The following is a 23,281-nucleotide window of genomic DNA, read 5'->3' as shown; positions in this document are numbered from 1 at the left end:
CCCGGATGGAGCTCACCCGACGCCAGACCCTCGGCCTCGCGGCAGCGGCCGTCGCCGGTACGACACTCGGTGCGACCGCTCCCGCGCAGGCCGGCGGGAGCCGGTGGGTCCGCGAGACCCTGCAGGCGATGACGCTGGAGCAGAAGGTCGGCCAGCTGTTCGTCTGCTACGCCTACGGCCCGACCGCGGCCACCGCCGATCCGCGCAACACCGACCTGTACGGCGTCGCGACGCCGGCCGAGGTGGTCCGCAAGTACCACCTCGGCGGTGTCATCTACTTCGCCTGGACCGACTCGGTGAAAGACCCGCAGCAGATCGCGCGGCTGTCGAACGGGCTGCAGTCGGCCGCGATCGGCAACGGCGACGTACCGCTGCAGATCAGCACCGACCAGGAGCACGGCGTCGTGTTCCGGGTCGGCCCGCCGGCCACCCAGTTCCCGGGCGCGATGGCGCTCGGCGCGACCAGGTCGCCGCAGTTCGCCCGCCAGGCCGGCGGGATCGGCGGCCGCGAGCTGAAGGCCGTCGGTGTCACGACCGACTTCGCCCCGGTCGCCGACGTGAACGTGAACCCGCTCAACCCGGTGATCGGCGTCCGCTCGTTCTCGTCCGACACCAAGCTGGTCTCGGACCTGACCGCCGCGCAGGTGCAGGGCTACCAGCGCGACGGCCGGATCGTGTCGACCGCCAAGCACTTCCCGGGCCACGGCGACACCGCGACCGACAGCCACACCGGTATTCCGGTGATCAGCCACACCCTGCAGGAGTGGAACGCGATCGACCGGCCGCCGTTCGACGCGGCGATCCGGGCCGGGATCGACTCGATCATGACCGCGCACATCGTCGTACCGGCGCTGGATCCGTCCGGTGACCCGGCGACGCTGAGCCGGCCGATCCTGACCGGCATCCTGCGCGAGCAGCTGCGTTTCGACGGCGTCGTGATCACCGATTCGCTCGGGATGCAAGGCGTTCGGGACAAGTACGGCGACGCCGAGATCCCGCTGCGCGCGCTCGAGGCCGGCGTCGATCAGCTGCTGATGCCGGTCGATCTGGACCTCGCGTACAACTCGGTCCTGAGCGCTGTCCGCAGTGGCCGGATCAGCGAGCAGCGGATCGACCAGAGCGTCGAGCGGGTGCTGAAGCTCAAGCTCAAGACCGGTGTCGTCGACCGCCCGTACGTCGAGCTCGCGCAGGTCGCGAAGGTCGTCGGTACGCCGGCCAACTACGCCGTCGCGCAGAAGATCGCCGACCACACCACGACCGTGCTGCGCAACGAGGCGGGCCTGCTCCCGCTCTCGCCGGCGCCGCGCACGATCCTGGTGGCGGGCTACACCCCGGCCGTCCTCGGCACCGCCCTGCAGGGCCGCGGCCACACCACGGCCGTGAAGGACACCGGCGCGACGCCGACCGATGCGAAGATCGCCGACGCCGTCGCGGCCTCCGCGGCGGCCGACCTCACCGTCGTACTGACGATGAAGGCGTGGGACACGGCGGTCACCGACAAGCTGGCCAAGCAGCAGAAGCTGGTCAACGACCTGCTCGCGACCGGACGTCCCGTGATCGTCGTCGCCGTGCGGGACCCGTACGACGTCTCGCGCTTCCCGACTGCTGCCACGACGCTCGCGACGTACTCGTACGCCGCGGTGTCGATGGAGGCGCTGGCGAAGGTCCTGACTGGGGAGATCGCGCCGACCGGCAAGCTGCCGGTGGACATCCCGACCATGGACGACCCGGCGAAGGCCCTGCACCCCTTCGGTCACGGGCTCACCTGGGACGCGCGCGAAACGCGGCTGACGGTGGCGTCGTACAACATCCACGCGGGCGCCGGCGAGGACAACGTGTTCGACCTCGACCGGACCGCGCTGGCGCTGAAGGCGCTCGACGCGGACGTGATCGGCCTGCAGGAGGTCGACGTGCACTGGGACGCGCGCAGCCAGTGGCTCGACACGCTGGCGCTGCTGGCGGAGAAGCTCGGGATGCACGCGGGCTTCGCGCCGATCTACGACCTCGATCCGCCCGCGGCCGGGCAACCACGCAGGCAGTACGGCGTGGGGCTGCTGTCGCGCTTCCCTTTGGTGCGCACGGAGAACCATTCGATCACGCGCCTGTCCACGCAGGACCCGAACCCGGTGCCCGCGCCGGCGCCCGGGTTCCTGGAGGCCGAGCTCGACGTCCGCGGTCGCCGTGTGCACGTCTACGTCACGCACCTGGACTACCGCGCCGATCCCGCCGTACGACGGGCGCAGGTCGACGACACGGTGAAGATCCTCGCGCGGGACCGGTCGAAGGACCTGCAGATCCTGACCGGTGACTTCAACGCCGAGGCCAACGCTCCCGAGCTCGCCAAGCTGTGGCGCAAGCTCGACGACAGCTGGACCGTCGCCGAGTCGACCACCGGTGGACCGTTGACCTACCCGGCCGGTGTCCCGGTGAAGCGGATCGACTTCGTCACCGTCGGCCGCGGTTTCCGCGTCACCCACGCCGCCGTACCCGAACAATCCGAGGCCAGCGACCATCGCCCTGTGGTGGCCGGCCTGTACTTCCGCCCGTAACCTCCCCTGCCTGAAGGAGAACCCGATGAAGCGCCGCAGTCTGCTGGCGGGTGCCGGAGCCCTGGCCGCCGCACCGCTGATCGACGTCCAGGCCGCCTCCGCGGCCGAGCAGCCCAAGCACGGCGGCAAGGGCGTGCTGACCGGCGCCCAGGCGCTGGCCAAGGACAACTGGCGGGCGCTGGCCGGTCAGAAGGTCGGCGTGATCAGCAACCCGACCGGCATCCTGAACGACCTGAACCACGTCGTCGACACCATGCACGCCTCCGGCAAGGTCAACGTGGTCGCGGTCTTCGGCCCCGAGCACGGCTTCCGCGGCAGCGCGCAGGCCGGCGGTTCCGAGGGCGACCACGTCGACCCGCGCACCGGGATCATGGTCTACGACGCGTACGGCGCGAACGCGGCCAAGCTCGTCACGCTGTACCAGAAGTCCGGTGTGGAGACCGTCGTCTTCGACATCCAGGACGTCGGCGCGCGGTTCTACACCTACATCTGGACGATGTACGAGGCGATGCTCGCCGCGGTCCAGACCGGTGCGAAGTTCGTCGTACTGGACCGGCCGAACCCGGTCGGTGGGTACGCCCGTGGGCCGATGATGAAGCCCGGTTTCACCTCCGGTGTGGGCAAGGAGGAGATCATCCAGCAGCACGGCATGACGGTGGGCGAGCTGGCCCGGCTGTTCAACGCCGAGTACCTGCCGCTGGACGCGAACGGCGCCCGGCTCAAGGAGCTGCAGGTGATCAAGGTCGAGGGCTGGAAGCGCGACCAGCTGTACAGCGACACCGGGCTGACCTGGGTGATGCCGAGCCCGAACATGCCGACGCCGGACACCGCGCTGCTCTACCCGGGCACCTGCCTGTTCGAGGCGACCAACATGTCCGAGGGTCGCGGTACGACGCGGCCGTTCGAGCTGATCGGTGCGCCGTACATCGACTACAAGTGGGCGCAGGCACTGCAGGCCAAGAACATCCCGGGCATCGACTTCCGCGAGGCGTACTTCACGCCGTTCATCTCCAAGAACGCGAACGTGCTGTGCGGCGGCGTCCAGGTGCAGATCACCGACCCGCACAAGGTCGAGGCGATCGTCGCGGCCACGCACATGATCGTCGAGGCGAAGAAGCTGTACCCGGGCTTCGCCTGGCGGACCGGTGACAACCCGCCCGGCCGGTGGATCGACCTGCTGACCGGGTCGGACCGGTTCCGGACGATGCTGGACGGTGGCGCGAGCGCCGAGCAGATCGTCGCGGCCTGGAAGTCCGAGACCGACGCGTGGACCGCGCGGCGCGCGAAGTACCTGCTGTACAAGGGAGACCACCGGTGAGGGCGAGAGTACTCGGCGTAGCGGTAGTGTCGTCCCTGATGCTCACCATGGCCGCCCCTGCAGTTGCTGGGGGCAACAAATCTGGACGTTTCGACGAGCCGTTCTCCGGCTACGCGCCGAAGGGAACGCTGCTGCGCGACTCGACTCCCGCCAAGGCCGGTCTCGACCCGGCGCCGATCGACGCCGCGCTGGCCCAGGTCGCGGGCTGGACGCAGCCGAGCGGCACGGTCAAGCCCCTGTACGCCGGCGCCGTCACGCTGCTCGGTCACGACGGCAAGATCGTCACCCGCAAGGCGACCGGGCTCGCGCTGAAGTACTCCGACGGCAGCGGCACCGAGCTGCCGGCCGACCAGCAGATCCCGATGCGCGACGACACGATCTTCGACATGGCCTCGGTCTCGAAGCTGTTCACGTCGATCGTCGTGCTGCAGCTGGTGGAGAAGAACAAGGTCTCGCTGGACGAGCCGATCGCGACGTACGTGCCGGAGTTCGCCGAGAACGGCAAGGCGGCGATCACGGTCCGGCAGGCGCTCACGCACACCACCGGGCTGCCCGCGTTCCTGCCGCTGTGGAGCGCGCAACCGGACCCGGCGTCGCGGATGAACATGGCGCTGACCGCCAAGCTGGTCAACCCACCGGGCAGCACCTACCTGTACAGCGACCTGAACCTGATCTCCCTCGGCGAGCTGGCGCACCGGGTGACCGGCAAGACGCTGGACAAGCTGGTCGCCGACGGCATCACCAAGCCGCTCCAGATGAAGGACACCGGCTACAACCCGGACCCGAAGAAGAAGCAGCGGATCGCCGCGACGGAGTTCCAGGTGTCACCGGCCCGCGGCATGGTCTGGGGCTCGGTCCACGACGAGAACGCCTGGTCGCTCGGCGGCGTCGCCGGTCACGCCGGCGTCTTCAGCACCGCGGACGACCTCGCCGTACTGGCGCAGGCCTTCCTGAACGGCGGCAGCTACCGGCACGCCCGGATCCTGAAGGAAAGCTCCGTCACCGCGATGATCACCAACTTCAACCAGGGCTTCCCGGGCAACGACCACGGCCTCGGCTTCGAGCTGAACCAGCGCTGGTACATGGGCGGTCTGTCCGGTCCCCGCGCGGCCGGCCACACCGGGTACACCGGGACGTCGCTCGTGATCGACTTCGACTCCCGGTCGTTCGCGATCCTGCTGAGCAACCGGGTGCACCCGAGCCGGAACTGGGGCAGCAACAACCCGGCCCGGCGCGCGGTCGCCCAGGGCCTGGCGCTGTCGCTCGGCGTCGGACCGCGCCACGGCAAGGACGCCTGGTTCTCCGGTACGACGGACGCGGCGACGACCACACTCGCGCTGCCGGTCGCCGTACCGGCTGCTGGGGCGAAGCTGGCCTTCGACCTGTTCGTCGACACCGAGGACACCGACCTGCTGTACCTGGAGAGCTCGACGGACGGGACGACGTGGACCAAGGTCCCGTTCACCATCCGCGACCGGGGCACGGTGATCGACACCGACGGCTCGACCAGCGGGTCCGGTGACCGGCACTGGCACCAGGTGTCGGCAGACCTCTCCGGCGGCGATCAGACCCTGCGCTGGCGCTACACGTCCGACCCGCTGTACCAGGGCCGTGGCGTCTACGTGGACGGTGTGAAGCTCACCGACGGCCGCAAGGTGCTGTTCGACGGCGAGCGCAGCCCGGAGGCTTTCACCGCAACAGGTTGGAGACTTTCGCGTCGGTGACCCCAACCGGTGGTCATTCGCCGTACCGTGGCGTCATGAATACCTCGACCTCTCCAGAACCCACGGGGCCGCTGCTGGTCCGGGTCCGCGCGGTGATGCCCGCGCTGGCCCCGGCCGAGCAGCGGGTGGCGAACGCGGTCCTCGCGGACCCGGGCGGCGTCGCGGCGATGACGATCTCCGAACTGGCCGAGGTGGCCTCCACCTCGGAGACCACGGTCATCCGGTTCTGCAAGCAGATCGGCGTACCCGGCTACCCGCAGCTCCGCCTGCAGCTGGCGGCCCAGTCGGCGCAGGAGATGGTCCGGCCCGAGGTCGGCGGCGACATCGAACCGGGTGACTCGCTCGACGACGTCGTCGGCAAGGTCGCGTTCGCCGACGAGCGGGCGGTCCGCGAGACCGCCCAGCAGCTCGACGTGGCCGCGCTGAGCAAGGTCGTCGCCGCGGTCGCCAAGGCACCGCGGGTCGACCTGTACGGCGCGGCCGCGAGTGCGTTCGTCGCGCTCGACCTGCAGCAGAAGCTGCACCGGATCCGTCGCGTCGCGTTCGCCTGGTCGGACGTGCACGTGATGCTGACCAGCGCGGCCCTGCTGGGCGACGAGGACGTCGCGATCGGCATCTCGCACACCGGCACCACGGTCGAGGTGATCGAGGCGCTGGAGGAGGCCAAGCGGCACGGCGCCACCACCGTCGCGGTGACCAACTTCCCGCGCTCGCCGCTGGCGCAGACGGCCGATCTGGTGCTGACCACGGCCGCGCGCGAGACGACGTACCGGTCGGGCGCGATGTCGAGCCGGATCGCGCAGCTGATGGTGATCGACTGCCTGTTCATCGGCGTGGCCCAGTCGGTGCTGCCGGACGCCCGCAAGGCGCTCGAGGAGACCGCGACCGCGGTCCGTGGGCACCGCGTGAAGAGTTCCGTCAACGATCAACAGAATTGAAATATCTTCAGTAGAAAACTAACATCGAGGGTGTGATGACACCCACGGAAGCGCGCAACCCCCGGACGCTCGCGATCGATGCGGTGGGTACCGCCGAGATCCTGCGGATGATGAACGCCGAGGACGCCCGGGTCGCCGACGCGGTGGGTGCTGTCGTGCCCGAGATCGCCAAGGTCGTCGACGCGGCCGTGGAGGCCGTCAGGGCCGGTGGACGCGTTCACTACTTCGGGGCCGGTACGTCGGGCCGCCTGGCGGTGCTGGACGCTGCTGAGCTGCTGCCGACGTTCCACGCGCCCGACGACCTGGTGGTCGCCCATCACGCCGGAGGGATGCCCGCGCTGCTGCGTGCGGTCGAGAATGTCGAGGACTCCGAGGAGGGCGGCGCGGCCGACGCCTCCGAGGTCACCGGGCTGGACGTGGTGATCGGGCTCGCGGCCTCCGGCAGTACGCCGTACGTCGCGGGCGCGCTGCGTTATGCCCGGTCGGTCGGCGCGACGACGGCGCTGATCACGTCGAACCCGCAGGCGCCGCTCGCGCCGCTGGCCGACGTACTGATCGCTGCTGACACCGGGCCCGAGGTCATCGCCGGCTCGACGCGGCTGAAGGCCGGCACCGCGCAGAAGATGGTGCTGAACGCGTTCTCGACGACGCTGATGATCAAGCTCGGCCGGACCTGGTCGAACCTGATGGTCGACATGGTTGCCACCAACAACAAGCTGCGCGGCCGGATGCTGCGGATCCTGGCCGAGGCCACCGGCGCTGACGCCGACGCGTGCGCTGCCGCGCTGGTCGAGGCCGATGGCGAGCTCAAGCCGGCGCTGGTGCACCTGCTGACCGGGAGCCCGGTCGCTGATGCTCGCCGCGCGCTGGCCGAGGCCGACGGGCGTGTGGCGGTCGCGCTGGGCAAGCTCGGGGCGCCCGCCTAAAACGGTTCGCTGGCCGGTCGCGCTCGTCCCTACAGTGAGTAGGTGAGCACACCGGAGCGAGTGGACCCGCACGACTCAGCCGCGTTCGACGCCTGGTACGACGTCTTCGACGTGGCGTTGAACGACGACCGGCAGTACGCGGTGGGGTGGACCCGCGACGAGCTGCGAATCGCCCTGACGACGGAGAACCCGTACAAGGCCAAGGAGATCTGGGCGCTGCGGGAGGACGGCGAGATCGTCGGTGGGCTGGAGCTGGAGGTTCCGCTGCTCGACAACACGTCGCTGATCAGTGGGATCGTGGCGGTCCGGGCGGACGCCCGGCGGCGAGGACACGGCCGGGTGCTGGGGCAGCTGCTCGACGAGCGGGCCGCTGAGCACGGGCGGTCGGTGCTGGTCTCCGAGGTCGAGGTGCCGATCGGAGCCACGGAGGCGACCCCGGGGCAGCGGTTCGCGACAGCGCTGGGGTTCTCGGTGGCGAACTTCGAGGTGCACCGGGTGCTCGAGCTGCCGCTTGCGGACGCCGTACTGGACGAGCTGGCGGCGAAGGCCGGTGAGCGGCACCAGGCGTACACGCTGCGCAGCTGGCGGGATCACTGCCCGGACGACCTGGTGGACGCTTTCGCGGCGCTGCAGACCACGTTCGTGACGGAGGCGCCGACAGGGGACCTCGAGGTCGAGGCCGAGCACTGGGACGCGGCGCGGATCCGGCTGTACGAGGAGCGGAACACCGCTCAGGGGCGGAGCTCGTGGACCACGGTCGCGATCGCGCCGGACGGGACGCTGGCCGGGCACACGGAACTGGTCAGAGGCGAGCACGATCCCGGCAAGGTGTCCCAGTGGGGAACGCTGGTCTCGCCGGCGCACCGCGGGCACCGGCTCGGGTTGGGGCTCAAGGCCCGTAACCATCGTGAGCTGCAGAAGGTGCACGGTGGGCCGATGGTCGTGCACACCTGGAACGGCGAGGAGAACACCGCGATGAACGCGGTCAACGCCCAGCTCGGCTTCCAGCCCGTCGAGCGGCACGAGGAGTGGCAGAAATTTCTGCGCACCGAGACCCTTGCGGGAAACTGAAGTACTCGTAAAACCTAACCTGTAAGTGCTATATCTGTGGTTTGTTTTACGATCCAGCGCTTGGTTTCTGAGGCTTTTTCAAAGGTCTCTGCTGTCTGTTGCTTTGGGTAGTAGGCCCATCACTTTCGGTCCGTAGCGCACGCTCCGTTCCGTGTCGTATCGTCACGTCATCGCCAGGCCTTGGTGGGGGTGCTGGTGCTTCGAATCCTTTGTGTTCAAGGCGAACTCGGAGCCCTCATGACCATGGACGGTGCTGTCGTGGTGCCCGGAACCACCGTGGGTGCCCAGTGGGTCGACGACGTGCTGCTGGCTGGACCGGCAGGCGACGTCTGCTTTTCGTTGCCTGCCCCGATCGACCGCGGAATGCTGCGGCGGTTGGTGCGGGACCGGCAGATGGAATTGGCCCAGTCCGGTTTACGTGCCGGTGGAGCTGCCGCATTGCGTTTACCGCCGTCAATGGCATTTGTGACGCATTTGCTGGCGGTCTGGCGCAGTGGTGGGCAGGCGATCCTGCTCGACCACCGGCTGACCGACTACGAGGTGCGGCGCGCGATAGAGCGGCTGGTGCCGCAGGTCGTCGTGTCGCCGCAGCGGCCGGTCGCCTCCGGGCTGCGGACGTTCGTGGACATCGACACGGACGTCGCGTCGTACTCGGGACATCCGGCGGGGACCTCGCACGCCGTCGTACAGCTGAGCTCGGGGTCGACCGGGCCGTCGAAGGTGATCGGTCGGACTGCTGAGGACCTGGTCGAGGAGGTCTTGCGGTACACGCAGATCGACGGGGTGCCGGAGCCCGGCGAGCGGATCATCCTGCTGCCGTCGATGGTGCACGTGCTCGGCCTCGTCGGTGGATTGCTGTACGGGTTGCACGCGGGCGTCGAGTTGGTGCCGCCGGCGCGGTTGACCGGAGACGCGATCCTGCACGCGATCGCCTCTGGCTCGAAGCCGGTGACGGTGCTCGGGGTGCCGTTCCACATCGGCTTGCTGGCGTCGGTGGAGCAGCCGCCGTCGTTGCCGCAGTTCAAACGGATGACCACGGGCGGGGAGCTGGTGCCGTCGTCGGTGTCGTCCGCGTTCGAGGAGAAGTACGGCGTACCGCTGGGCAACATGTACGGGATGACCGAGGTCGGTGTCATCGGCACCGATCTGTTCGGAGCCCACCGCCCGCAGATCCTCCCCGCGCCGGGCCTCGAGGTCCGCGCCGTCGACGGCGAGCTGCAGATCCGGCGGCCGGAGTCGCCGTACCTGGGGTTGTCCGATCCCGCGCGGTGGTCCGACGGCTGGCTCCACACCAAGGACGCCGGGGTGATCGATTCTGCGTCGGGCCTGGTCTCCATCCGGGGGCGGCTCGACTCGCAGGTCTCGGTCGGCGGTCTGAAGGTCGACCTCACGGAGGTCGAGTACACGCTGGGCACGCTGCGGGGGGTCGAGTCGGCGGTCGTTGTCTACGACAACGCCATCACGGCGTACGTGCAGCTGAACCAGCCCCGAGAAATCCCTTCCCTGGAAGCGGAACTCGCGCAGCAGCTGGCGCCGTACAAGCGCCCCCGCGCGCTGCGTTTGCTGACTCAGCTCCCTCGCACGACCACCGGAAAGCTCGTCCGAGACCTCACCGTGCTCCGCAAGGCGGTCCCGTGATGGAGAACTACTTCCTGTACGGACACAGGAAAAGCCAAAGCCAGTACGAGTTCGAGCGGCAGATGGACGACCGCAAGCTCGCGCTCGGACGGAACGACATGGGCGTGGAGGGGGAGCGCACGCTCGCCCGATCCGCCGTCGCCTTCGGCGGCGAGCTTGCGGCCGGTCCTCTCGCCATCGCCGGAGGCGATCGGCTCCGGGGCGCTCGGCTCCTTTCCCCCACTCCCGCCCGCCAGGGCGGGGGGCATGGGGCGGGAGAGGCCGCTTCCTCTCAGGCCTCTGCCGAGGGCTTTGCCTATTGCTTCTTTGGCTGTCCAGAGGTGGAGGAAGGCCTCGGGGGAGTTGGTGGTTTCGGTGGGGGCGAACCAGCGGCGGGAGAGGGACTCGACGGGGAAGTCTCGGCGGAGTTCTGCGTCGATGCCTACCGGGCCCGCGTGGGTGGCGGCCACGGCCGCGACGCCGGTGGTGTGGGTGAGGGAGATGTGGAGGCCTTCGATCAAAGGCCGGCCGGTGGGGGTGTGGGTCAGGGGGCCCTCGTGGCCAAGGGACGTGGCGAGTTCGCGGAGCAGGTGGTGGGCGGTTTCGCGGGGGGTGTCGGTGCTGGTGCTCACCCAGACGTGCACGGGTTCCGGTGTGGGGCCCGCGGGTTCATTCACAGGGAGAAGGTAACGCGATGAGGGACGAGGTTCGCGAGTTCGTGCTCGCGCAGCTGGTGGACATGAACTACGACGTCGAGGGGATCGAGGACTCGACCACGCTCGGACCGGCCGGGGTCGACCTGGAGTCACTGGCGCTGGCGGATCTGTCGGTGCGGGTGGAGGACAAGTTCGGCGTCCGGTTCTCCGACGACGAGTCCGAGCAGCTGGCGTTGATGACCGTCGGTGAGTTCACCTCCGAGGTGGCCGGCCGGGTTGCGCAGCAGGTCTGATGAGCCAGATCGTCCCGCCTCCAGCTGCTCCGCCCCCGCCCGGGCGAGCGGAGATCGTCGACTGGCTCGCCGGCCTCGGTGAACGCCCGCCGGGCAACGAGCGCATCGACTCGATGGAACTCGCCTGGCTCGTCCACCAGGTCGAGCAGCGCTACACCATTGAGCTGACCGACGACCAGCTGGAGCGCATCCACACCATCGACGACGCCGTCGCCGTCCTCGCGAAAGCGCTGACCGCCCATGTCTGACTCTCCTCACACCCCAACCCCCGCCCCGCCCGGAGGGCGGCAGGCGGGTGCTGCCTCCGCAGGCGGGGCTCGGCGGTCGGTGTCGGTGACCGGGGTCTCGGTGATGAGTGCGTTGGGGCGGGGGGCTGAGGCTCAGTTGGCGGGGGCGTTGACGGGGGCTGCCGCGTTCAACGAGGTGTTGCGGTTCGACACCGGGCAGCGGCGGGTGCGGGTGGCGGCTACTGCCGCGGATGCGGGGGCGTTGGAAGAAGAGCTGCTGGAGGCTGTGGCGACTGCTTGTGCCGGCGCTGGCCTCACTCCGGGGCAGCGGGCTACTACTCCTCTGTTCCTTGCGGTGCACAACCGGTCCGAGGTGCGTGCACTGGCTAGCCGAGCCGGACGGATCTACACGAGTGCTTGTGTTTCCGCCAGTACGGCGGTCGCCGACGCGGCGACGCTGATCAGCCGGGGAGCGGTCGATCGGGTGGTGGTTGCTGCTGGCTACCTGGTCGAGGCTGACCAGTTCGCGTTGTTCGACGCCGGCCGGGCGCTGGCTGATGACGGAGTGGTTCGGCCGTTCAGTCTCGATCGACGCGGACTGCTGTTGGGCGACGGCGTGGCAGCCGTGGTGCTGGAGGCCGGCGAAGGGATCGCCGAGATCGCCGGCTGGGGTCGCGCGGGCGACGCCTACCACCCGTGCCGCCCCGACCCGGACGGCCGCGGACTGGCGCGCGCCATCGAGTCCGCCCTGAAGAAAGCCGACCTCCCGCCCGACGTCGTCGGGTACATCAACGCCAACGCGACCGGCACCACCTACAGCGACGCTTCCGAAGCCGCCGCGATCAACCGCGTCTTCGCGACCGACGTACCGATCAGCTCGACGAAGGCCGTGCACGGTCATGCGCTCGAAGCCTCCGGCCTGCTGGAGCTGGTCCTCACCATCCAGGCCCTGCGCGAAGGAAAGCTCCCGGTCAACGCCGGCTTCACCACCGCGGACCCGGATTGCCGGCTCGACGTGATCGCCGACGCCCCGCGTCCGGCCGGTTCGGCGTACGGGCTGACGCTGAACGCCGCCTTCGGTGGCGCCAACACGGCTCTGCTGGTGCGTGCTGCATGATCCCGACGCTCGGAATCCCGGAACCCATTGTGGTCACCGTCAGTCACTGGCCGCAGCCGGGCGACGACGCGGTGGCAGGCCCACCCGCGCTGCCGGGGTTCGTCGGCTCGACGTTCAGCCCGATGGTCGCGATCGTCGCGGAGCGTTGCTTCGAGCAAACGACTCCGCTGGAGCGCACCGGGGTCGTCCTGGTCAGCCGCACCGGTGATCTCGACAGCACGCTGCACGTCCGTGAAGCGGTTGCCAACGGCAAGCGAATCGGTCCGCTCTACTTCTTCCAGTCCGTGCCGAACTCGGTGGCCGGGTACGTCGCCAGCCGGTTCGGCCTGCACGGCCCGGTGGTCTGCGTCAGTCCGTCGATCGACCCGCACCGCGCCGGTCTCGACGAGGCCGCGCTGCTGCTGGCCGATGGGGAAGCCGACCAGGTGCTCATCGTTCTGGTCGAACAAGCAAGCACCGGCGACACCGCAGTCGCCCTGTTGGTGAGTGGGGGAGAACAGTGAAGAGAAGCCTCCGGGCCCAACTGGCCGCGGACCCGTCCGTCGGTACCGGCAACGTCCTGGCCACGGTGATCGCACTCGGCGCCGACCTCGACGGTCCGGGCCTGACGTTCGACACCGCGGTCGACCACTTCCCGGCCGAGCACCCGCTCACGCTCGGCGAGCTGGACGACCGCGTCCAGGCCCGTACGGCGTGGTTGCACGCCCACGGCATCGGCCGGCGCGACGTGGTCGCGATCTGGGCGACCGACGCCGCCGACATCGTGCTGAGCTTCCTCGCCCTGACCCGCGTCGGCGCCATCCCCGCCCTGCTGAACGGCAAGATGGCCCCGGCGATCGCATCGGAGTACATCCGTCGCCTCCGGGTGAACGGCATCCTGTCCGACAGCGCGCATCGCGCGTTGCTTGAAGGTCAGTCGGAGCAGCAGGGCTCGTTGCACGGAGCACCGATTCTCGGGACGCCGAAAGACCTCGGGACCGGGGATCCGGCGAAGGCGCCGGTGCACTACAAGCACCACCGTGACGACCCGGTGGTGATCACGCACACCAGCGGAACCACCGGCGTACCGAAGGCTGTGCTGCACACTCACACGACCCTGTACGCGGCGCTCAAGCACTTGTTGACGATGCCGCAAGCGCAGGGGACCGATCGGATTCTGAACGCGCTGCCGATTCCGCACACCGCGACGATTCTGATGGTCAACCAGGTGCTCGGGAACCGCGCCGAGATGCTGTTGCTGTCCAGTCAGGACGCGCCGGTCGTGCTGGCGGCGATCGAGCGGTGGAAACCGCGCGGTGTCTACGGGTTCGCGGTGACGTGGGCCGGGCTGGCGCGCGAGGACCTCAGCCGGTACGCCGTGAGCTCGGTGCGGATGTGGTTCAACACGGGGGACTGCGCGCACGAGCCGCACATCCGCAAGCTGGTCGCGGCCGGGTCGCGGGAGACCGTGACGCGGGAGGGCCGCGTGATGGCGCCGGGGTCGCACTTCATCGACGGGCTCGGGTCGAGCGAGATGGGGCACAACGGCTTCCACGTCACGCACACGCCGGACAGCACGCACTACGGGCGGTGCATCGGGAAGCCGTACGAGTTCGCGTCGGCCGCCGTACTGGATGCTGAGGGCAACGAGTTGCCGGACGGTACGCCGGGGATGCTCGGCTTCAGGTCGCCGTCGGTGTCGCCGGGGTACTGGAACGACTCGGTCAACACGTACCGGTTCCGGTTGAACGGGTGGTTCCTGACGGGGGACCTGGCATACAGGGATGCGGGTGGGCATTTCTTCCACCTTGACCGAGTTCCTGACGCGGTGGCCGGGTTCGACGGGCCGCAGCTGTACACGTCGCTGTCGGAGGAGCGGATCCTCGCCGCGCTGCCGGAGGTGCTCGACTGCACGGTGATCGTGGTGCCTGAGGGCGATGGCTACGTGACCGATGTCCTGCTGGAGCTGAAGCCTGGCGTTGAGGCAGAGCTGGAGACGCAGGTGCGGGCGGCCGTTGGCGAAGAAGTTGCCGCGACGATCCGGCGGGTCAGCGTGGTGGGGGTTGAAGACGTACCGGTGACGGTGACCGGAAAGGTGCGGAAGGTTGCGCTTCGGCAGGACCGCCTTGCGGAGGCGACACCGTGACCGGCGCCGGTACTTGGGAGGTGGGCGGAGCGGGACGTGGTGTGTCCGGCTCGGCGGTGACGATCAGCGGGATGGGGCTGCTTACTCCTGTTGGGCGTGGGGTTGAGGAAGTCTTCGATGCCTTGCTGCACGGGCGGTCCGGGATCAGTCGTCCGCCGGAAGGGCATCCCGTAGAGAACTCGGTCGAGCTGGGTGGGTTCCTGGGCGAGGTTGACGCCGGGGAGATCACCAAGGGCCCCGACGGCAAGGTGATGGATCGGACGGTGATTCTCGCGCAGCTCGCTGCCGAGGACGCGCTCGAGGACGCGGGGCTGGTGGTCGGAGAGAACGTGGATCCCGAGCGGATCGGCGTGATCATCGGGGGCGTGGGTGGCATGGCCACCCTCGAGAACCAGGTCCTGGCGCGGGCCGAGCGGGGGCGGGCTGCTGTCAGTCCTTACCTGCTGACCGGAATCCTGCCCAACATGCCCGCCGCGCGGGTCGCCATCCGGTTCGGATTCCGCGGCTACACCAGCTCGGTCGGTACGGCGTGCGCCTCCGGCGCGCAGGCGATCGCCGACGCGGTGCGGTTGATCCGCTCAGGTGAAGCGGACGTCGTACTGGCCGGTGCGAGTGAGGCACCGCTGTTCCCGACGTTCGCCGAGACCTTCGGCAACGCGCGGGCGCTGGCCCGCAACTGGGACGACCCGACCCAGGCGAGCCGGCCGTTCGACCTGCGCAGGAACGGGTTCGTGCTGTCCGAAGGCGCCGGCCTCCTCGTCCTGGAGAGCGCCGAGCACGCCAAGGCTCGCGGAGCGCGAGGGTACGCGGACCTCGCCGGGTACGGCGTCAACGCCGACGCCCACCACCCGACAGCCCCGCGCCCGGACGGGACGGGAGCGGCGGCCTGTATGTGGAGAGCATTTGCCAACGGCAACGTCACGCCCGAGCAGGTCGGCTACGTGAACGCCCACGGAACGAGCACCAAGCTGGGCGATGTCGCCGAGTCGACAGCGATCGGACTCGCCTTCGGCAACGCACAGCCGGCGGTCAGCTCCACCAAGGCACTGACCGGACACATGCTCGGCACCTCCGGCGTCGTCGAAGCCGCCGCGAGCGCACTCGCCGTGCAGCGCGGGCTGCTGCCCCCGACGTACAACCTCGACGACCCGGACCCGGCATGCCCGCTGGACCACGTCCGGAAGGAACCGCGCGAGACGCGGCCCCAGTACGCGCTGTCGAACTCGTTCGGGTTCGGCGGCCAGAACGTGAGCCTGCTGCTCGGACCGTCGAGCACGCCGCGCACAGAGAACAACCAGTGAGGGGATGGGATGGAGATCTACGGGATCGACCATGTGGAGCTGTACGTCGGTGACGCGAAGCAGGCGGCGTTCTACCTGACGCACGCCTTCGGTCTGCAGGTGCACGGCCACGGAGGGCCGGAGACCGGGCTGGCCGATCAGCGGTCGCTGCTGCTGCGGGAGAGCGCGGTGCAGATCGTGCTCACCTCGGGGCTGTCGTCGGAGCACCCGGCGGCCGCGTACGTGCAGCGGCACGGGGACGGCGTCGCGGTGGTCGGCCTGGAGGTCGACAACGCCTCCGTCGCCTACACCGAGCTGCTGGGTCGCGGCGCCGAGTCGGTCGCCGAGCCCACGACGTACACGGACGAGCAGGAGACGACCGTCGTGGTCGCGGAGGTCGCGGGCTTCGGCGACGTGATCCACCGGCTGGTCGAGCGGCACGGGCCGCGGCGGGAGTTCCTGCCCGGCGCGTTCCAGATCAGCGAGCCGTCGAGCGGGCCGGACGAGAAGCTGTTCAGCGAGATCGACCACCTGGCCATCTGCGTGCCGTCCGGGCAGCTGAAGCCGACCGTCGACTTCTACGAGAACGTCTTCGGGTTCCTGCCGATCTTCGACGAGTACATCGAGGTCGCCGGGCAGGGCATGGAGTCGACGGTCGTGCAGAGCCCGTCGAAGCACGTCACGTTCACGCTGATCGAGCCCGACCCGAACCGCCGGCCGGGGCAGATCAACGACTTCCTCACCTGGCACGCGGGCGCCGGCGTACAGCACATCGCCTTGCGGACCAGCGACATCGTCGAGGCGGTCGGCACGCTCGCGGAGCGCGGGGTGAACTTCCTCGCCTCGCCGTCGACGTACTACCAGGCACTGCCCGAGCGGGTCGGTGAGGTGGAGACGCCGATCGAGGACCTGGAGAAGCTCGGCATCCTGGTCGACCGCGACCACTGGGGCCAGCTGCTGCAGATCTTCACCGAGTCGATGCACGTCCGGCGGACGCTCTTCCTGGAGATCATCGAGCGGCGCGGCGCGATGACGTTCGGCAGCGGCAACATCAAGGCGCTGTACGAGGCGAAGGAGCGCGAGCTGCAGGGGGTCGAGGTATGACCGCGCTGGAGTTCCGGCTCTCCGAGGAAGAAGTCGACCTCCTGCCGTCCGACGAGGACGTCGCCTTCTACGCCGAGCACGGCTGGTACCTGTCGAAGAAGCTGCTGACCGACGACGAGACCGACGAGTTGGTCAACGCCAGCGAGCGGTACTACGCCGGCGAGCGCGACCGGACGCTGCCCGCGACGCCGCCGAAGCTGGCGTACTGGGACCCGTCGAAGGGCGACGTCCAGCGGCACAACGACTACGTGCACTACGAGCACGACGGCCTGGCGAAGATCCTGCGCAAGCCGCTGATCGGCGCGGTCGCGGCCCGGCTGGCACGGGTGGACGAGATCCGGATCTTCCAGTCCACGCTGATCTACAAGCCGCCGATCTCCGGCGAGCCGTCGAACATCGTGCCCTGGCACTTCGACAAGCACTACTGGTCGTCGTCGTCCTCGGAGCGGATGCTGACCGCGTTCATCCCCTTCCACGACTGCCCGCCCGAGATGGGCACGATCACGATGGTCGACGGCAGCCACCGCTGGCAGGAGATCGGCGCCGACGACACAGTCGTGAGGCACTTCGCCGAGCGGGACCGTTCGCAGCTGGACCAGATGCTGACCGAGAACGCCGAGCACAACGGCGTCGAGGTGGTGAAGGTGCCGGTCACCATCCCGCGTGGGCACCTGAACTTCCACCACTGCCGGACCTACCACGGCTCGGGCGCGAACGTCAGCGACCGCCCGCGCCGCGCGATCTCCCTGCACCTGCAGGACGGCGGCAACTCCTACCGGGAGTTCCCGCTGTCCGACGGATCCCTGGCGGCGTACAACCACGACGCCGTCGTCCGTCGTACGCCGGACGGGCGGCCGGACTACGCCGATCCCGACTTCTGCCCCACCCTCTGGGCCGACCGCTAACAAGGAGCACTGTCATGTCACGTTACGACTGGGGTCAGACCCACCCGGGCATCGAGCGGCTGGAGAAGGCCGTCAGCGAGGCCCGCGACACGGTGGTGCAGCACCCGCTGTACGCGAACCTCGACACGCACGAGTCGCTGGTCACCTTCATGGAGCACCACGTCTTCGCGGTGTGGGACTTCATGTCGCTGCTCAAGTCGCTGCAGCGCGAGCTGACCTGCGTCACGGTGCCGTGGATCCCGACCGCGCACACGGGCAGCCGCCGGCTGATCAACGACATCGTCATGGTCGAGGAGAGCGACGAGCTCGGCAACGGCTTCATCAGCCACTTCGAGCTGTACGTCAACGGAATGAAGGAAGCCGGCGCCGACACCGCGGCGATCGAGAAGCTGATCGACCTGCTCCGCGACGGCGGCACGGTGGTCGAGTCGCTGCGGGCGGCCGGCGTACCGGACGCGTCGATCGACTTCGCCGGGACGACCTGGCAGATCATCGAGCAGGCGCCGGTGCACTGCCAGGCGGCGGCGTTCGCGTTCGGTCGCGAGGACCTGATCCCGGACATGTTCACCCAGGTGGTCGCGGTGAACGAGCGGTCGAAGAAGCTGAACACGTTCGTCGACTACCTGGAACGGCACATCGAGGTGGACGGCGAGTTCCACACCCCGATGGCGATGCAGATGGTCGCGGACCTGTGCGGTGACGACGACACCAAGTGGGACCAGTGCGCGGACACCATCAACACCGCCCTGGCCGCGCGCGCCCGCCTCTGGGACGCGATCCTGGCTGCGATCAAGGCCTGACATGACGACCGTCGATCTCTACCGGACCGTGCGGCTGATCCGGCGCTTCGAGGAACGGGCGATCTCCTTCGTCCGGTCCGGGGAGATCGTCGGCGGCATTCACCCGTACGTCGGGCAGGAGGCGATCGCGGCCGGCGTGTGCGCGGCCCTGCGCCCCGACGACGTGATCACCAGCACCCATCGCGGGCACGGTCACGTGCTCGCGAAGGGTGCGAACCCGGCCCGGATGCTGGCCGAGCTGATGGGTCGCGAGAGCGGCCTGAACAAGGGCCGCGGCGGCTCGATGCACGCGGCCGACTTCGGCCTGGGCATCCTCGGCGCGAACGCGATCGTCGGCGCCGCCGGGTCGATCGCGACCGGCGCCGCCTGGGCGTACCAGCGCCAGGGCAAGGACGTCGTTGCCGTCAGCTTCTTCGGCGACGGGGCGATGAACGAAGGAATGTTGCTGGAGGCCTTCAACCTGGCCGCGCTCTGGCGGGTCCCGGTGGTGTTCGTCTGCGAGAACAACGGCTACGCCACCACGATGCCGGTCGAGTCGGCCGTGGCCGGCAGTATCACCGGCCGGGCCCGGGCGTTCGGGATCCCGGCCTTCACGATCGACGGCCAGGACCCGGAGAAGGTGCTGGCGGCAACCACTGCCGCCGTCGGCCGGGCCCGGTCGGGCAAGGGGCCGACGTTCCTGGAGTGCACGACGTACCGGTTCGACGCGCACCACACGTTCGAGCACCGGGCCAGGCTGAACTACCGCAGTACCGAAGAGCTCTCGACTGGGCGGTCGCGGGACCCAGTGGAGATCCAGGGCGCACGGCTGGCTGCCGAGGAACGGGCAGCCGTGGATGCCGAGATCGAGGCCCTGCTCGATGCGGCGGCCGGGATCGCGATGGGTTCCGCCCATCCCGACCCGGCTGCCGCTCTCGAGTTCTTGTACGCCTCACCGGAGGTGATGCGCTGATGCCGAAACTGTCCTACCTGAAGGCTTTGAACCGCGCGCTCGGCGACGAGCTGGCCGCCGACGACGCGGTGTTCGTGCTCGGCGAGGACGTCCGGGTGGCGGCCTCGAATCTGACCGCCGGGCTGTGCGACCGGTTCGGGCCGGAGCGCGTGCTGGACACGCCGCTGTCCGAGCAGGCGTTCACGAATTTTGCGACCGGCGCCGCACTGGCCGGGTTGCGGCCGGTGATCGAGTTCCAGATCCCGTCGCTGCTGTTCCTGGTGTTCGAGCAGATCGCGAACCAGGCGCACAAGTTCTCGTTGATGACCGGCGGGCAGTGCCAGGTGCCGGTGACGTACGTCGTACCGGGATCTGGATCGCGGACCGGGTGGGCGGGCCAGCACTCCGACCATCCGTACAGCCTGTTCGCGCACGTCGGGGTGAAGACCGTCGTGCCGTCGTGCCCGGCGGACGCGTACGGGTTGTTGCTGTCGGCGATCCGGGACAACGACCCGGTGGTGGTCTTCGCGCCGGCGGGTGCGTTGGGGATCCGGGACGACGTCGAGTACGCCGACCTGAAGGCGGTGCCGCTGGGCGTTGGGCAGATAGTGCGCGAGGGGAACGACGTGACAGTCGTTGCCCTGGGCCACCTGGTGCAGGAGGCGCTGGCGGTCGCCGACGAACTGCCCGGTCGCGTCGAGGTCTTCGATCCGCGGACGGTCTACCCGTTCGACGTCGACGGGCTCGCCGCGTCGGTGGCGAAGACCCGGCGGCTGGTAGTGATCGACGACTCGAACCGAACCAGCGGGTTCGCCGCGGAGGTGCTCGCGGTCGCGGCCGAGCGCTTCGACCTGGTCGTGCCGCCGCGGCGGGTGACGCGGCCGGACGGCGCGGTGCTGCCGTTCGCGCTGGCGCTCGATCGCGCGGTGCAGCCGGGGCGGGACCACTTGGTGGCCGCGATTCACGCCGTACTGAAGGGGGAGTAAGTGACTCAACGACCGTCGGCCGCCGAGTTGTGGCCGGTGCTGCCGGAGCCGGTGCGGGCGAAATTGCTTGCCTACGGCCACAAGTACTGGGAGCAGGTGTACCACGACGTCGCCCTGCAGAACCAGAACTGGATCCCGCTGAGGTCTCCGGTCTCCACGCACGCGGCGTACGACGAGATGAACCGGGTGACCCAGCAGGTGTCCCGGCTCGTCCTGGAGTGCTGCCGGCGGCGCGCCCGTACGGCGGGGGAGCTGCGCGAGCTGCTCGGCGTACCGAAGGATCGGATCCAGCTGCTCGACGACAGCGAGCCGCTGACCGGGCGGCTGATCAACGCGATCCGCTCCGACCTGCTGCTCGAACGCGGCGTCCCGCGGATGGTCGAGTGCAACGTGGAGAGCGCGCTCGGCGGCGTGCTGGACGCGGACGGCGTGATCAAGCGGTGGATGGACGTGTACGTCGACGAGCCGATGTTCCGCGACCTCAAGGCGGCGGCGCCGCCGTCGGCGGTGGACGCGCGGTTCGACGCGATCCGGGCCGACGTCGGGCCGGGCAAGGTGACGGCGATGCTGTTCACCGCGGGCGGCGGCTACCCGGGCGCGGACCGGCCGAACTACATGATCAACCGCCTGCAGCCCTTCGCGGACCGGGGTCGTGAGCTCGGGGTCGACCTGATCGTCTACCCGATCGAGTGGCTCGTGCAGGACGCCGAGGGACGACTGGTCGCCGGTGACCAGACGCTGGACGCGGTCTGGCGGATGTACGTCCCGACCTACGTCAGCGACAGCCCGGGGATGGACGCCGTACGGGCCGCGCACGAGGCCGGGACGGTCCGGACGTACCTGCCGAGCGCGGTCTGGCTGCTGAGCAACAAGACGATCTTCGCCTGGCTGTGGGACGACGTGGACAGCCTGCCGGACGAGGACGCCGAGGTGATCCGGGCGCACATCCCGCGGACGTGGGTGTACGGGCCGGAGCTGCGGCAGCGTGCGATCGACGACCGGGAACGGCTCGTGCTCAAGCCGACCGACGACTACGGCGGGCACGGCGTGTTCATCGGCCCGCTCACCTCGGACGAGGACTGGGTCGCCGCTCTCGACGCGGCGGCCGGGCCGCACATCGTCCAGGAACTGATCGAGGCCGACGCGCTGACGATGCAGTTCCTCCAGCCGGCGACGGGTGACGTCGTCGAGGCGGAGGTCTCGTACTGCGTGTCGACGTACCTGTTCGACCGGATCCCCGCGGGTGTCTTCACCCGCTTCTCGCCACCCGGCGCCGGTGGCGTCGTGAACCTCACCCAGGGCGCGCTGACCGGCGGTCTGCTGCTCGTGGACGAAACGGAGCTGAAGCGATGGACCTGAGCTACGACTGGCGAGCCGAACCGTTCGACGCCTGGGAGAAGGTGCCCGCGGCAACCCGCGAGAAGGTCATTGCCGCCGGCCACGAGGACTGGAAGCGCGTCTTCGACCGGGTGCTCACCTTCAACCGGTCCTGGCGGCCGCTGCGGCCGGTCCTGATCGACCGCGGCCGGTACGACGAACTGGGCCGCGTGATGGACCGCCTGATCGGCCTGGTCCTGGAGACCGCGTTGCGGCGGGCAACCACCGCTGGCGAGCTGCGGAAGTTGCTCGGGACACCGGACGGGCTGATCGAGTACCTGGACGACGACGAGCTGCTCGGTGAGCACCTGCTGCAGTCCGGGCGGCCCGACGTACTGATCAGTGGTGGGATCCCGAAGTTCGTCGAGTTCAACCTCGGCAGCGAGGTGGGGTGCGTCTGGGACACCGAGGGGGTGTCGACGCGGTTCCTGGAGATGTTCCGGTCGCGCGGTCTCGACTCGCTGGTCCCGGTGGACGCGCCGCCGTCGCCGGTCGACCAGCGGTACCAGGCGATCGTCGACCTGCTCGGGCTGGAGCCCGGGAGCCGGCTGACGATGGTGCTGCGGACCGAGGGGGAGTACCCGGGCAGCGACAACATCCCGGCGATCCTCAAGCTGCTCGACCCGTTCATCGAGCGCGGCAAGGCGTTCGGGCTCGACGTCGATGTGGCGCCGGTGCACTGGCTGTCGGCCGACTCCGAGGGGCGGCTGATGAACCAGGGTCGCCTGGTGGAGTCGGTCTTCCGGCTCTTCGTTTGCACGGACATGCCGCAGAACGAAGGGCAGGCGGCGCTGAAGGCAGCGGTCGCGTCCGGTCAGTCGCGGTTGTTCACCTCGTCGGCGGGCTGGCTGCTGGCGAACAAGCTGCTGCTGGCCTGGCTGTGGGACGACCTCGACCTGCTCGCCGCCGACGACCAGGAGCTCGTACGCCGGCACATCCCGTGGAGCCGGGTGATGACGCCCGAGCTGGTCGAGGCCGCGACCGAGCGGCAGGCCGAGCTCGTGCTGAAGCCGGCGGACGAGTACGGCGGTTCCGGCGTACTGGTTGGGCACGAGTGTCCGGTCGACGAGTGGCGGGCCGGGCTGGCGGCTGCTGTGGCCGGGAATGGATCGTTCCTGCTGCAGGACTACGTGCGGCCGGACCGGCTGACGATGGACTTCGTCAACGTGGAGTCGGGCGAGCAGTTGCAGGCAGAGGTGCCGTACTCGGTCGGTCAGTACACGTTCGGGCGGCAGGCGGCCGGGTGCTTCCTACGGGTCGGCTCGCACGAGCACGGTGAGGTGCTGAACCTCAAGCGGGCCGTGCACGTGACCGGCCCGCTGCTGGTCGATTGACGT

21 protein-coding genes are annotated in these 23,281 nt (G+C 69.3%); 20 read left to right on the top strand and 1 reads right to left on the bottom strand.

Going from position 1 to position 23,281, the window contains the following annotated elements:
• The first annotated feature begins 5 nt into the window (after positions 1 to 5).
• The 7 genes from ACYVIO_RS00245 (at position 6) to ACYVIO_RS00215 (ending at position 10,164) form a co-directional block, all read left to right on the top strand.
• Positions 6 to 2,549, top strand: coding sequence for a glycoside hydrolase family 3 N-terminal domain-containing protein (locus ACYVIO_RS00245; RefSeq protein ID WP_460648593.1), 2,544 nt, complete (start codon positions 6 to 8; stop codon positions 2,547 to 2,549).
• Between the two features lie 25 nt (positions 2,550 to 2,574).
• Complete coding sequence (locus ACYVIO_RS00240; protein ID WP_460648592.1) at positions 2,575 to 3,867, top strand: exo-beta-N-acetylmuramidase NamZ family protein; 1,293 nt, start codon at positions 2,575 to 2,577, stop codon at positions 3,865 to 3,867.
• Between the two features lie 38 nt (positions 3,868 to 3,905).
• Positions 3,906 to 5,591 (top strand): serine hydrolase domain-containing protein, encoded by a 1,686-nt coding sequence (locus tag ACYVIO_RS00235; RefSeq protein WP_460648591.1) that lies wholly within the window; start codon positions 3,906 to 3,908, stop codon positions 5,589 to 5,591.
• 35 nt (positions 5,592 to 5,626) lie between these two features.
• Entirely contained in the window at positions 5,627 to 6,529 is a 903-nt protein-coding gene (locus ACYVIO_RS00230; protein WP_460648590.1) for a MurR/RpiR family transcriptional regulator, read from the top strand.
• Positions 6,530 to 6,564: 35 nt separating this feature from the next.
• Positions 6,565 to 7,455 (top strand): N-acetylmuramic acid 6-phosphate etherase, encoded by an 891-nt coding sequence (murQ, locus tag ACYVIO_RS00225; protein ID WP_460652042.1) that lies wholly within the window; start codon positions 6,565 to 6,567, stop codon positions 7,453 to 7,455.
• Between the two features lie 42 nt (positions 7,456 to 7,497).
• A complete protein-coding gene (locus tag ACYVIO_RS00220; protein ID WP_460648589.1) occupies positions 7,498 to 8,526 on the top strand; it encodes a GNAT family N-acetyltransferase in 1,029 nt (342 codons plus the stop codon).
• A 237-nt stretch (positions 8,527 to 8,763) separates the two neighbouring features.
• Complete coding sequence (locus ACYVIO_RS00215) at positions 8,764 to 10,164, top strand: class I adenylate-forming enzyme family protein (RefSeq protein ID WP_460648588.1); 1,401 nt, start codon at positions 8,764 to 8,766, stop codon at positions 10,162 to 10,164.
• On the opposite strand, the gene ACYVIO_RS00210 is transcribed toward ACYVIO_RS00215, so the two are convergent.
• On the bottom strand, positions 10,095 to 10,613 hold the full coding sequence (locus tag ACYVIO_RS00210) for a 4'-phosphopantetheinyl transferase family protein (protein ID WP_460652041.1): 519 nt from the start codon (positions 10,611 to 10,613) through the stop codon (positions 10,095 to 10,097). The two genes, ACYVIO_RS00215 and ACYVIO_RS00210, sit on opposite strands and share 70 nt — an antisense overlap.
• Before the next feature lie 224 nt (positions 10,614 to 10,837).
• Here ACYVIO_RS00210 and ACYVIO_RS00205 point away from each other — a divergent pair, with 224 nt between their 5' ends.
• From ACYVIO_RS00205 to ACYVIO_RS00145, 13 genes are all read left to right on the top strand, one after another.
• Positions 10,838 to 11,092, top strand: a complete 255-nt coding sequence (locus ACYVIO_RS00205) for an acyl carrier protein (RefSeq protein ID WP_344181445.1) — start codon at positions 10,838 to 10,840, stop codon at positions 11,090 to 11,092.
• A complete protein-coding gene (locus tag ACYVIO_RS00200; RefSeq protein ID WP_460648587.1) occupies positions 11,092 to 11,340 on the top strand; it encodes an acyl carrier protein in 249 nt (82 codons plus the stop codon). Before ACYVIO_RS00205 ends, ACYVIO_RS00200 begins: the two co-directional genes overlap by 1 nt.
• A 103-nt stretch (positions 11,341 to 11,443) precedes the next feature.
• Positions 11,444 to 12,436 carry a beta-ketoacyl-[acyl-carrier-protein] synthase family protein gene (locus tag ACYVIO_RS00195; protein WP_460648586.1) on the top strand — a complete coding sequence of 331 codons (993 nt, stop codon included), beginning with the start codon at positions 11,444 to 11,446 and terminating at the stop codon, positions 12,434 to 12,436.
• Positions 12,433 to 12,939, top strand: a complete 507-nt coding sequence (locus ACYVIO_RS00190) for a beta-ketoacyl synthase chain length factor (protein WP_460648585.1) — start codon at positions 12,433 to 12,435, stop codon at positions 12,937 to 12,939. The genes ACYVIO_RS00195 and ACYVIO_RS00190 overlap by 4 nt, the downstream gene beginning before the upstream one ends.
• On the top strand, positions 12,936 to 14,561 hold the full coding sequence (locus ACYVIO_RS00185) for a class I adenylate-forming enzyme family protein (protein WP_460648584.1): 1,626 nt from the start codon (positions 12,936 to 12,938) through the stop codon (positions 14,559 to 14,561). The genes ACYVIO_RS00190 and ACYVIO_RS00185 overlap by 4 nt, the downstream gene beginning before the upstream one ends.
• A 71-nt stretch (positions 14,562 to 14,632) precedes the next feature.
• Positions 14,633 to 15,862: a beta-ketoacyl-[acyl-carrier-protein] synthase family protein gene (locus ACYVIO_RS00180; protein ID WP_460648583.1), complete on the top strand. Its 1,230-nt coding sequence runs from the start codon at positions 14,633 to 14,635 to the stop codon at positions 15,860 to 15,862.
• Positions 15,863 to 15,871: 9 nt separating this feature from the next.
• Entirely contained in the window at positions 15,872 to 16,945 is a 1,074-nt protein-coding gene (gene hppD, locus ACYVIO_RS00175; protein ID WP_460648582.1) for a 4-hydroxyphenylpyruvate dioxygenase, read from the top strand.
• A complete protein-coding gene (locus ACYVIO_RS00170; RefSeq protein WP_460648581.1) occupies positions 16,942 to 17,850 on the top strand; it encodes a phytanoyl-CoA dioxygenase family protein in 909 nt (302 codons plus the stop codon). Before hppD ends, ACYVIO_RS00170 begins: the two co-directional genes overlap by 4 nt.
• Positions 17,851 to 17,864: 14 nt before the next feature.
• A complete protein-coding gene (locus ACYVIO_RS00165; RefSeq protein WP_460648580.1) occupies positions 17,865 to 18,650 on the top strand; it encodes a DUF3050 domain-containing protein in 786 nt (261 codons plus the stop codon).
• A gap of 1 nt (position 18,651) precedes the next feature.
• Entirely contained in the window at positions 18,652 to 19,602 is a 951-nt protein-coding gene (locus ACYVIO_RS00160) for a thiamine pyrophosphate-dependent dehydrogenase E1 component subunit alpha (RefSeq protein ID WP_460648579.1), read from the top strand.
• Entirely contained in the window at positions 19,602 to 20,567 is a 966-nt protein-coding gene (locus ACYVIO_RS00155) for an alpha-ketoacid dehydrogenase subunit beta (protein WP_460648578.1), read from the top strand. Before ACYVIO_RS00160 ends, ACYVIO_RS00155 begins: the two co-directional genes overlap by 1 nt.
• Positions 20,568 to 21,926 (top strand): ATP-grasp domain-containing protein, encoded by a 1,359-nt coding sequence (locus ACYVIO_RS00150; protein WP_460648577.1) that lies wholly within the window; start codon positions 20,568 to 20,570, stop codon positions 21,924 to 21,926.
• Entirely contained in the window at positions 21,917 to 23,278 is a 1,362-nt protein-coding gene (locus ACYVIO_RS00145; protein ID WP_460648576.1) for a hypothetical protein, read from the top strand. The genes ACYVIO_RS00150 and ACYVIO_RS00145 overlap by 10 nt, the downstream gene beginning before the upstream one ends.
• Positions 23,279 to 23,281: the final 3 nt, after the last annotated feature.

It is taken from the genome of Kribbella endophytica, assembly GCF_054781295.1.
This window is presented reverse-complemented; position numbering and strand designations above follow the sequence as displayed.

Excerpts from the sequence above, each read along its gene's own strand:
- ACYVIO_RS00245 (WP_460648593.1), top strand. The coding sequence starts at position 6 with ATGGAGCTCACCCGACGCCAGACCCTCGGCCTCGCGGCAGCGGCCGTC.
- ACYVIO_RS00240 (WP_460648592.1), top strand. The coding sequence starts at position 2,575 with ATGAAGCGCCGCAGTCTGCTGGCGGGTGCCGGAGCCCTGGCCGCCGCA.
- ACYVIO_RS00235 (WP_460648591.1), top strand. The coding sequence starts at position 3,906 with ATGCTCACCATGGCCGCCCCTGCAGTTGCTGGGGGCAACAAATCTGGA.
- ACYVIO_RS00230 (WP_460648590.1), top strand. The coding sequence starts at position 5,627 with ATGAATACCTCGACCTCTCCAGAACCCACGGGGCCGCTGCTGGTCCGG.
- murQ (WP_460652042.1), top strand. The coding sequence starts at position 6,565 with ATGACACCCACGGAAGCGCGCAACCCCCGGACGCTCGCGATCGATGCG.
- ACYVIO_RS00215 (WP_460648588.1), top strand. The coding sequence starts at position 8,764 with ATGACCATGGACGGTGCTGTCGTGGTGCCCGGAACCACCGTGGGTGCC.
- ACYVIO_RS00205 (WP_344181445.1), top strand. The coding sequence starts at position 10,838 with ATGAGGGACGAGGTTCGCGAGTTCGTGCTCGCGCAGCTGGTGGACATG.
- ACYVIO_RS00200 (WP_460648587.1), top strand. The coding sequence starts at position 11,092 with ATGAGCCAGATCGTCCCGCCTCCAGCTGCTCCGCCCCCGCCCGGGCGA.
- ACYVIO_RS00195 (WP_460648586.1), top strand. The coding sequence starts at position 11,444 with ATGAGTGCGTTGGGGCGGGGGGCTGAGGCTCAGTTGGCGGGGGCGTTG.
- ACYVIO_RS00190 (WP_460648585.1), top strand. The coding sequence starts at position 12,433 with ATGATCCCGACGCTCGGAATCCCGGAACCCATTGTGGTCACCGTCAGT.
- ACYVIO_RS00180 (WP_460648583.1), top strand. The coding sequence starts at position 14,633 with ATGGGGCTGCTTACTCCTGTTGGGCGTGGGGTTGAGGAAGTCTTCGAT.
- hppD (WP_460648582.1), top strand. The coding sequence starts at position 15,872 with ATGGAGATCTACGGGATCGACCATGTGGAGCTGTACGTCGGTGACGCG.
- ACYVIO_RS00170 (WP_460648581.1), top strand. The coding sequence starts at position 16,942 with ATGACCGCGCTGGAGTTCCGGCTCTCCGAGGAAGAAGTCGACCTCCTG.
- ACYVIO_RS00165 (WP_460648580.1), top strand. The coding sequence starts at position 17,865 with ATGTCACGTTACGACTGGGGTCAGACCCACCCGGGCATCGAGCGGCTG.
- ACYVIO_RS00160 (WP_460648579.1), top strand. The coding sequence starts at position 18,652 with ATGACGACCGTCGATCTCTACCGGACCGTGCGGCTGATCCGGCGCTTC.
- ACYVIO_RS00155 (WP_460648578.1), top strand. The coding sequence starts at position 19,602 with ATGCCGAAACTGTCCTACCTGAAGGCTTTGAACCGCGCGCTCGGCGAC.
- ACYVIO_RS00145 (WP_460648576.1), top strand. The coding sequence starts at position 21,917 with ATGGACCTGAGCTACGACTGGCGAGCCGAACCGTTCGACGCCTGGGAG.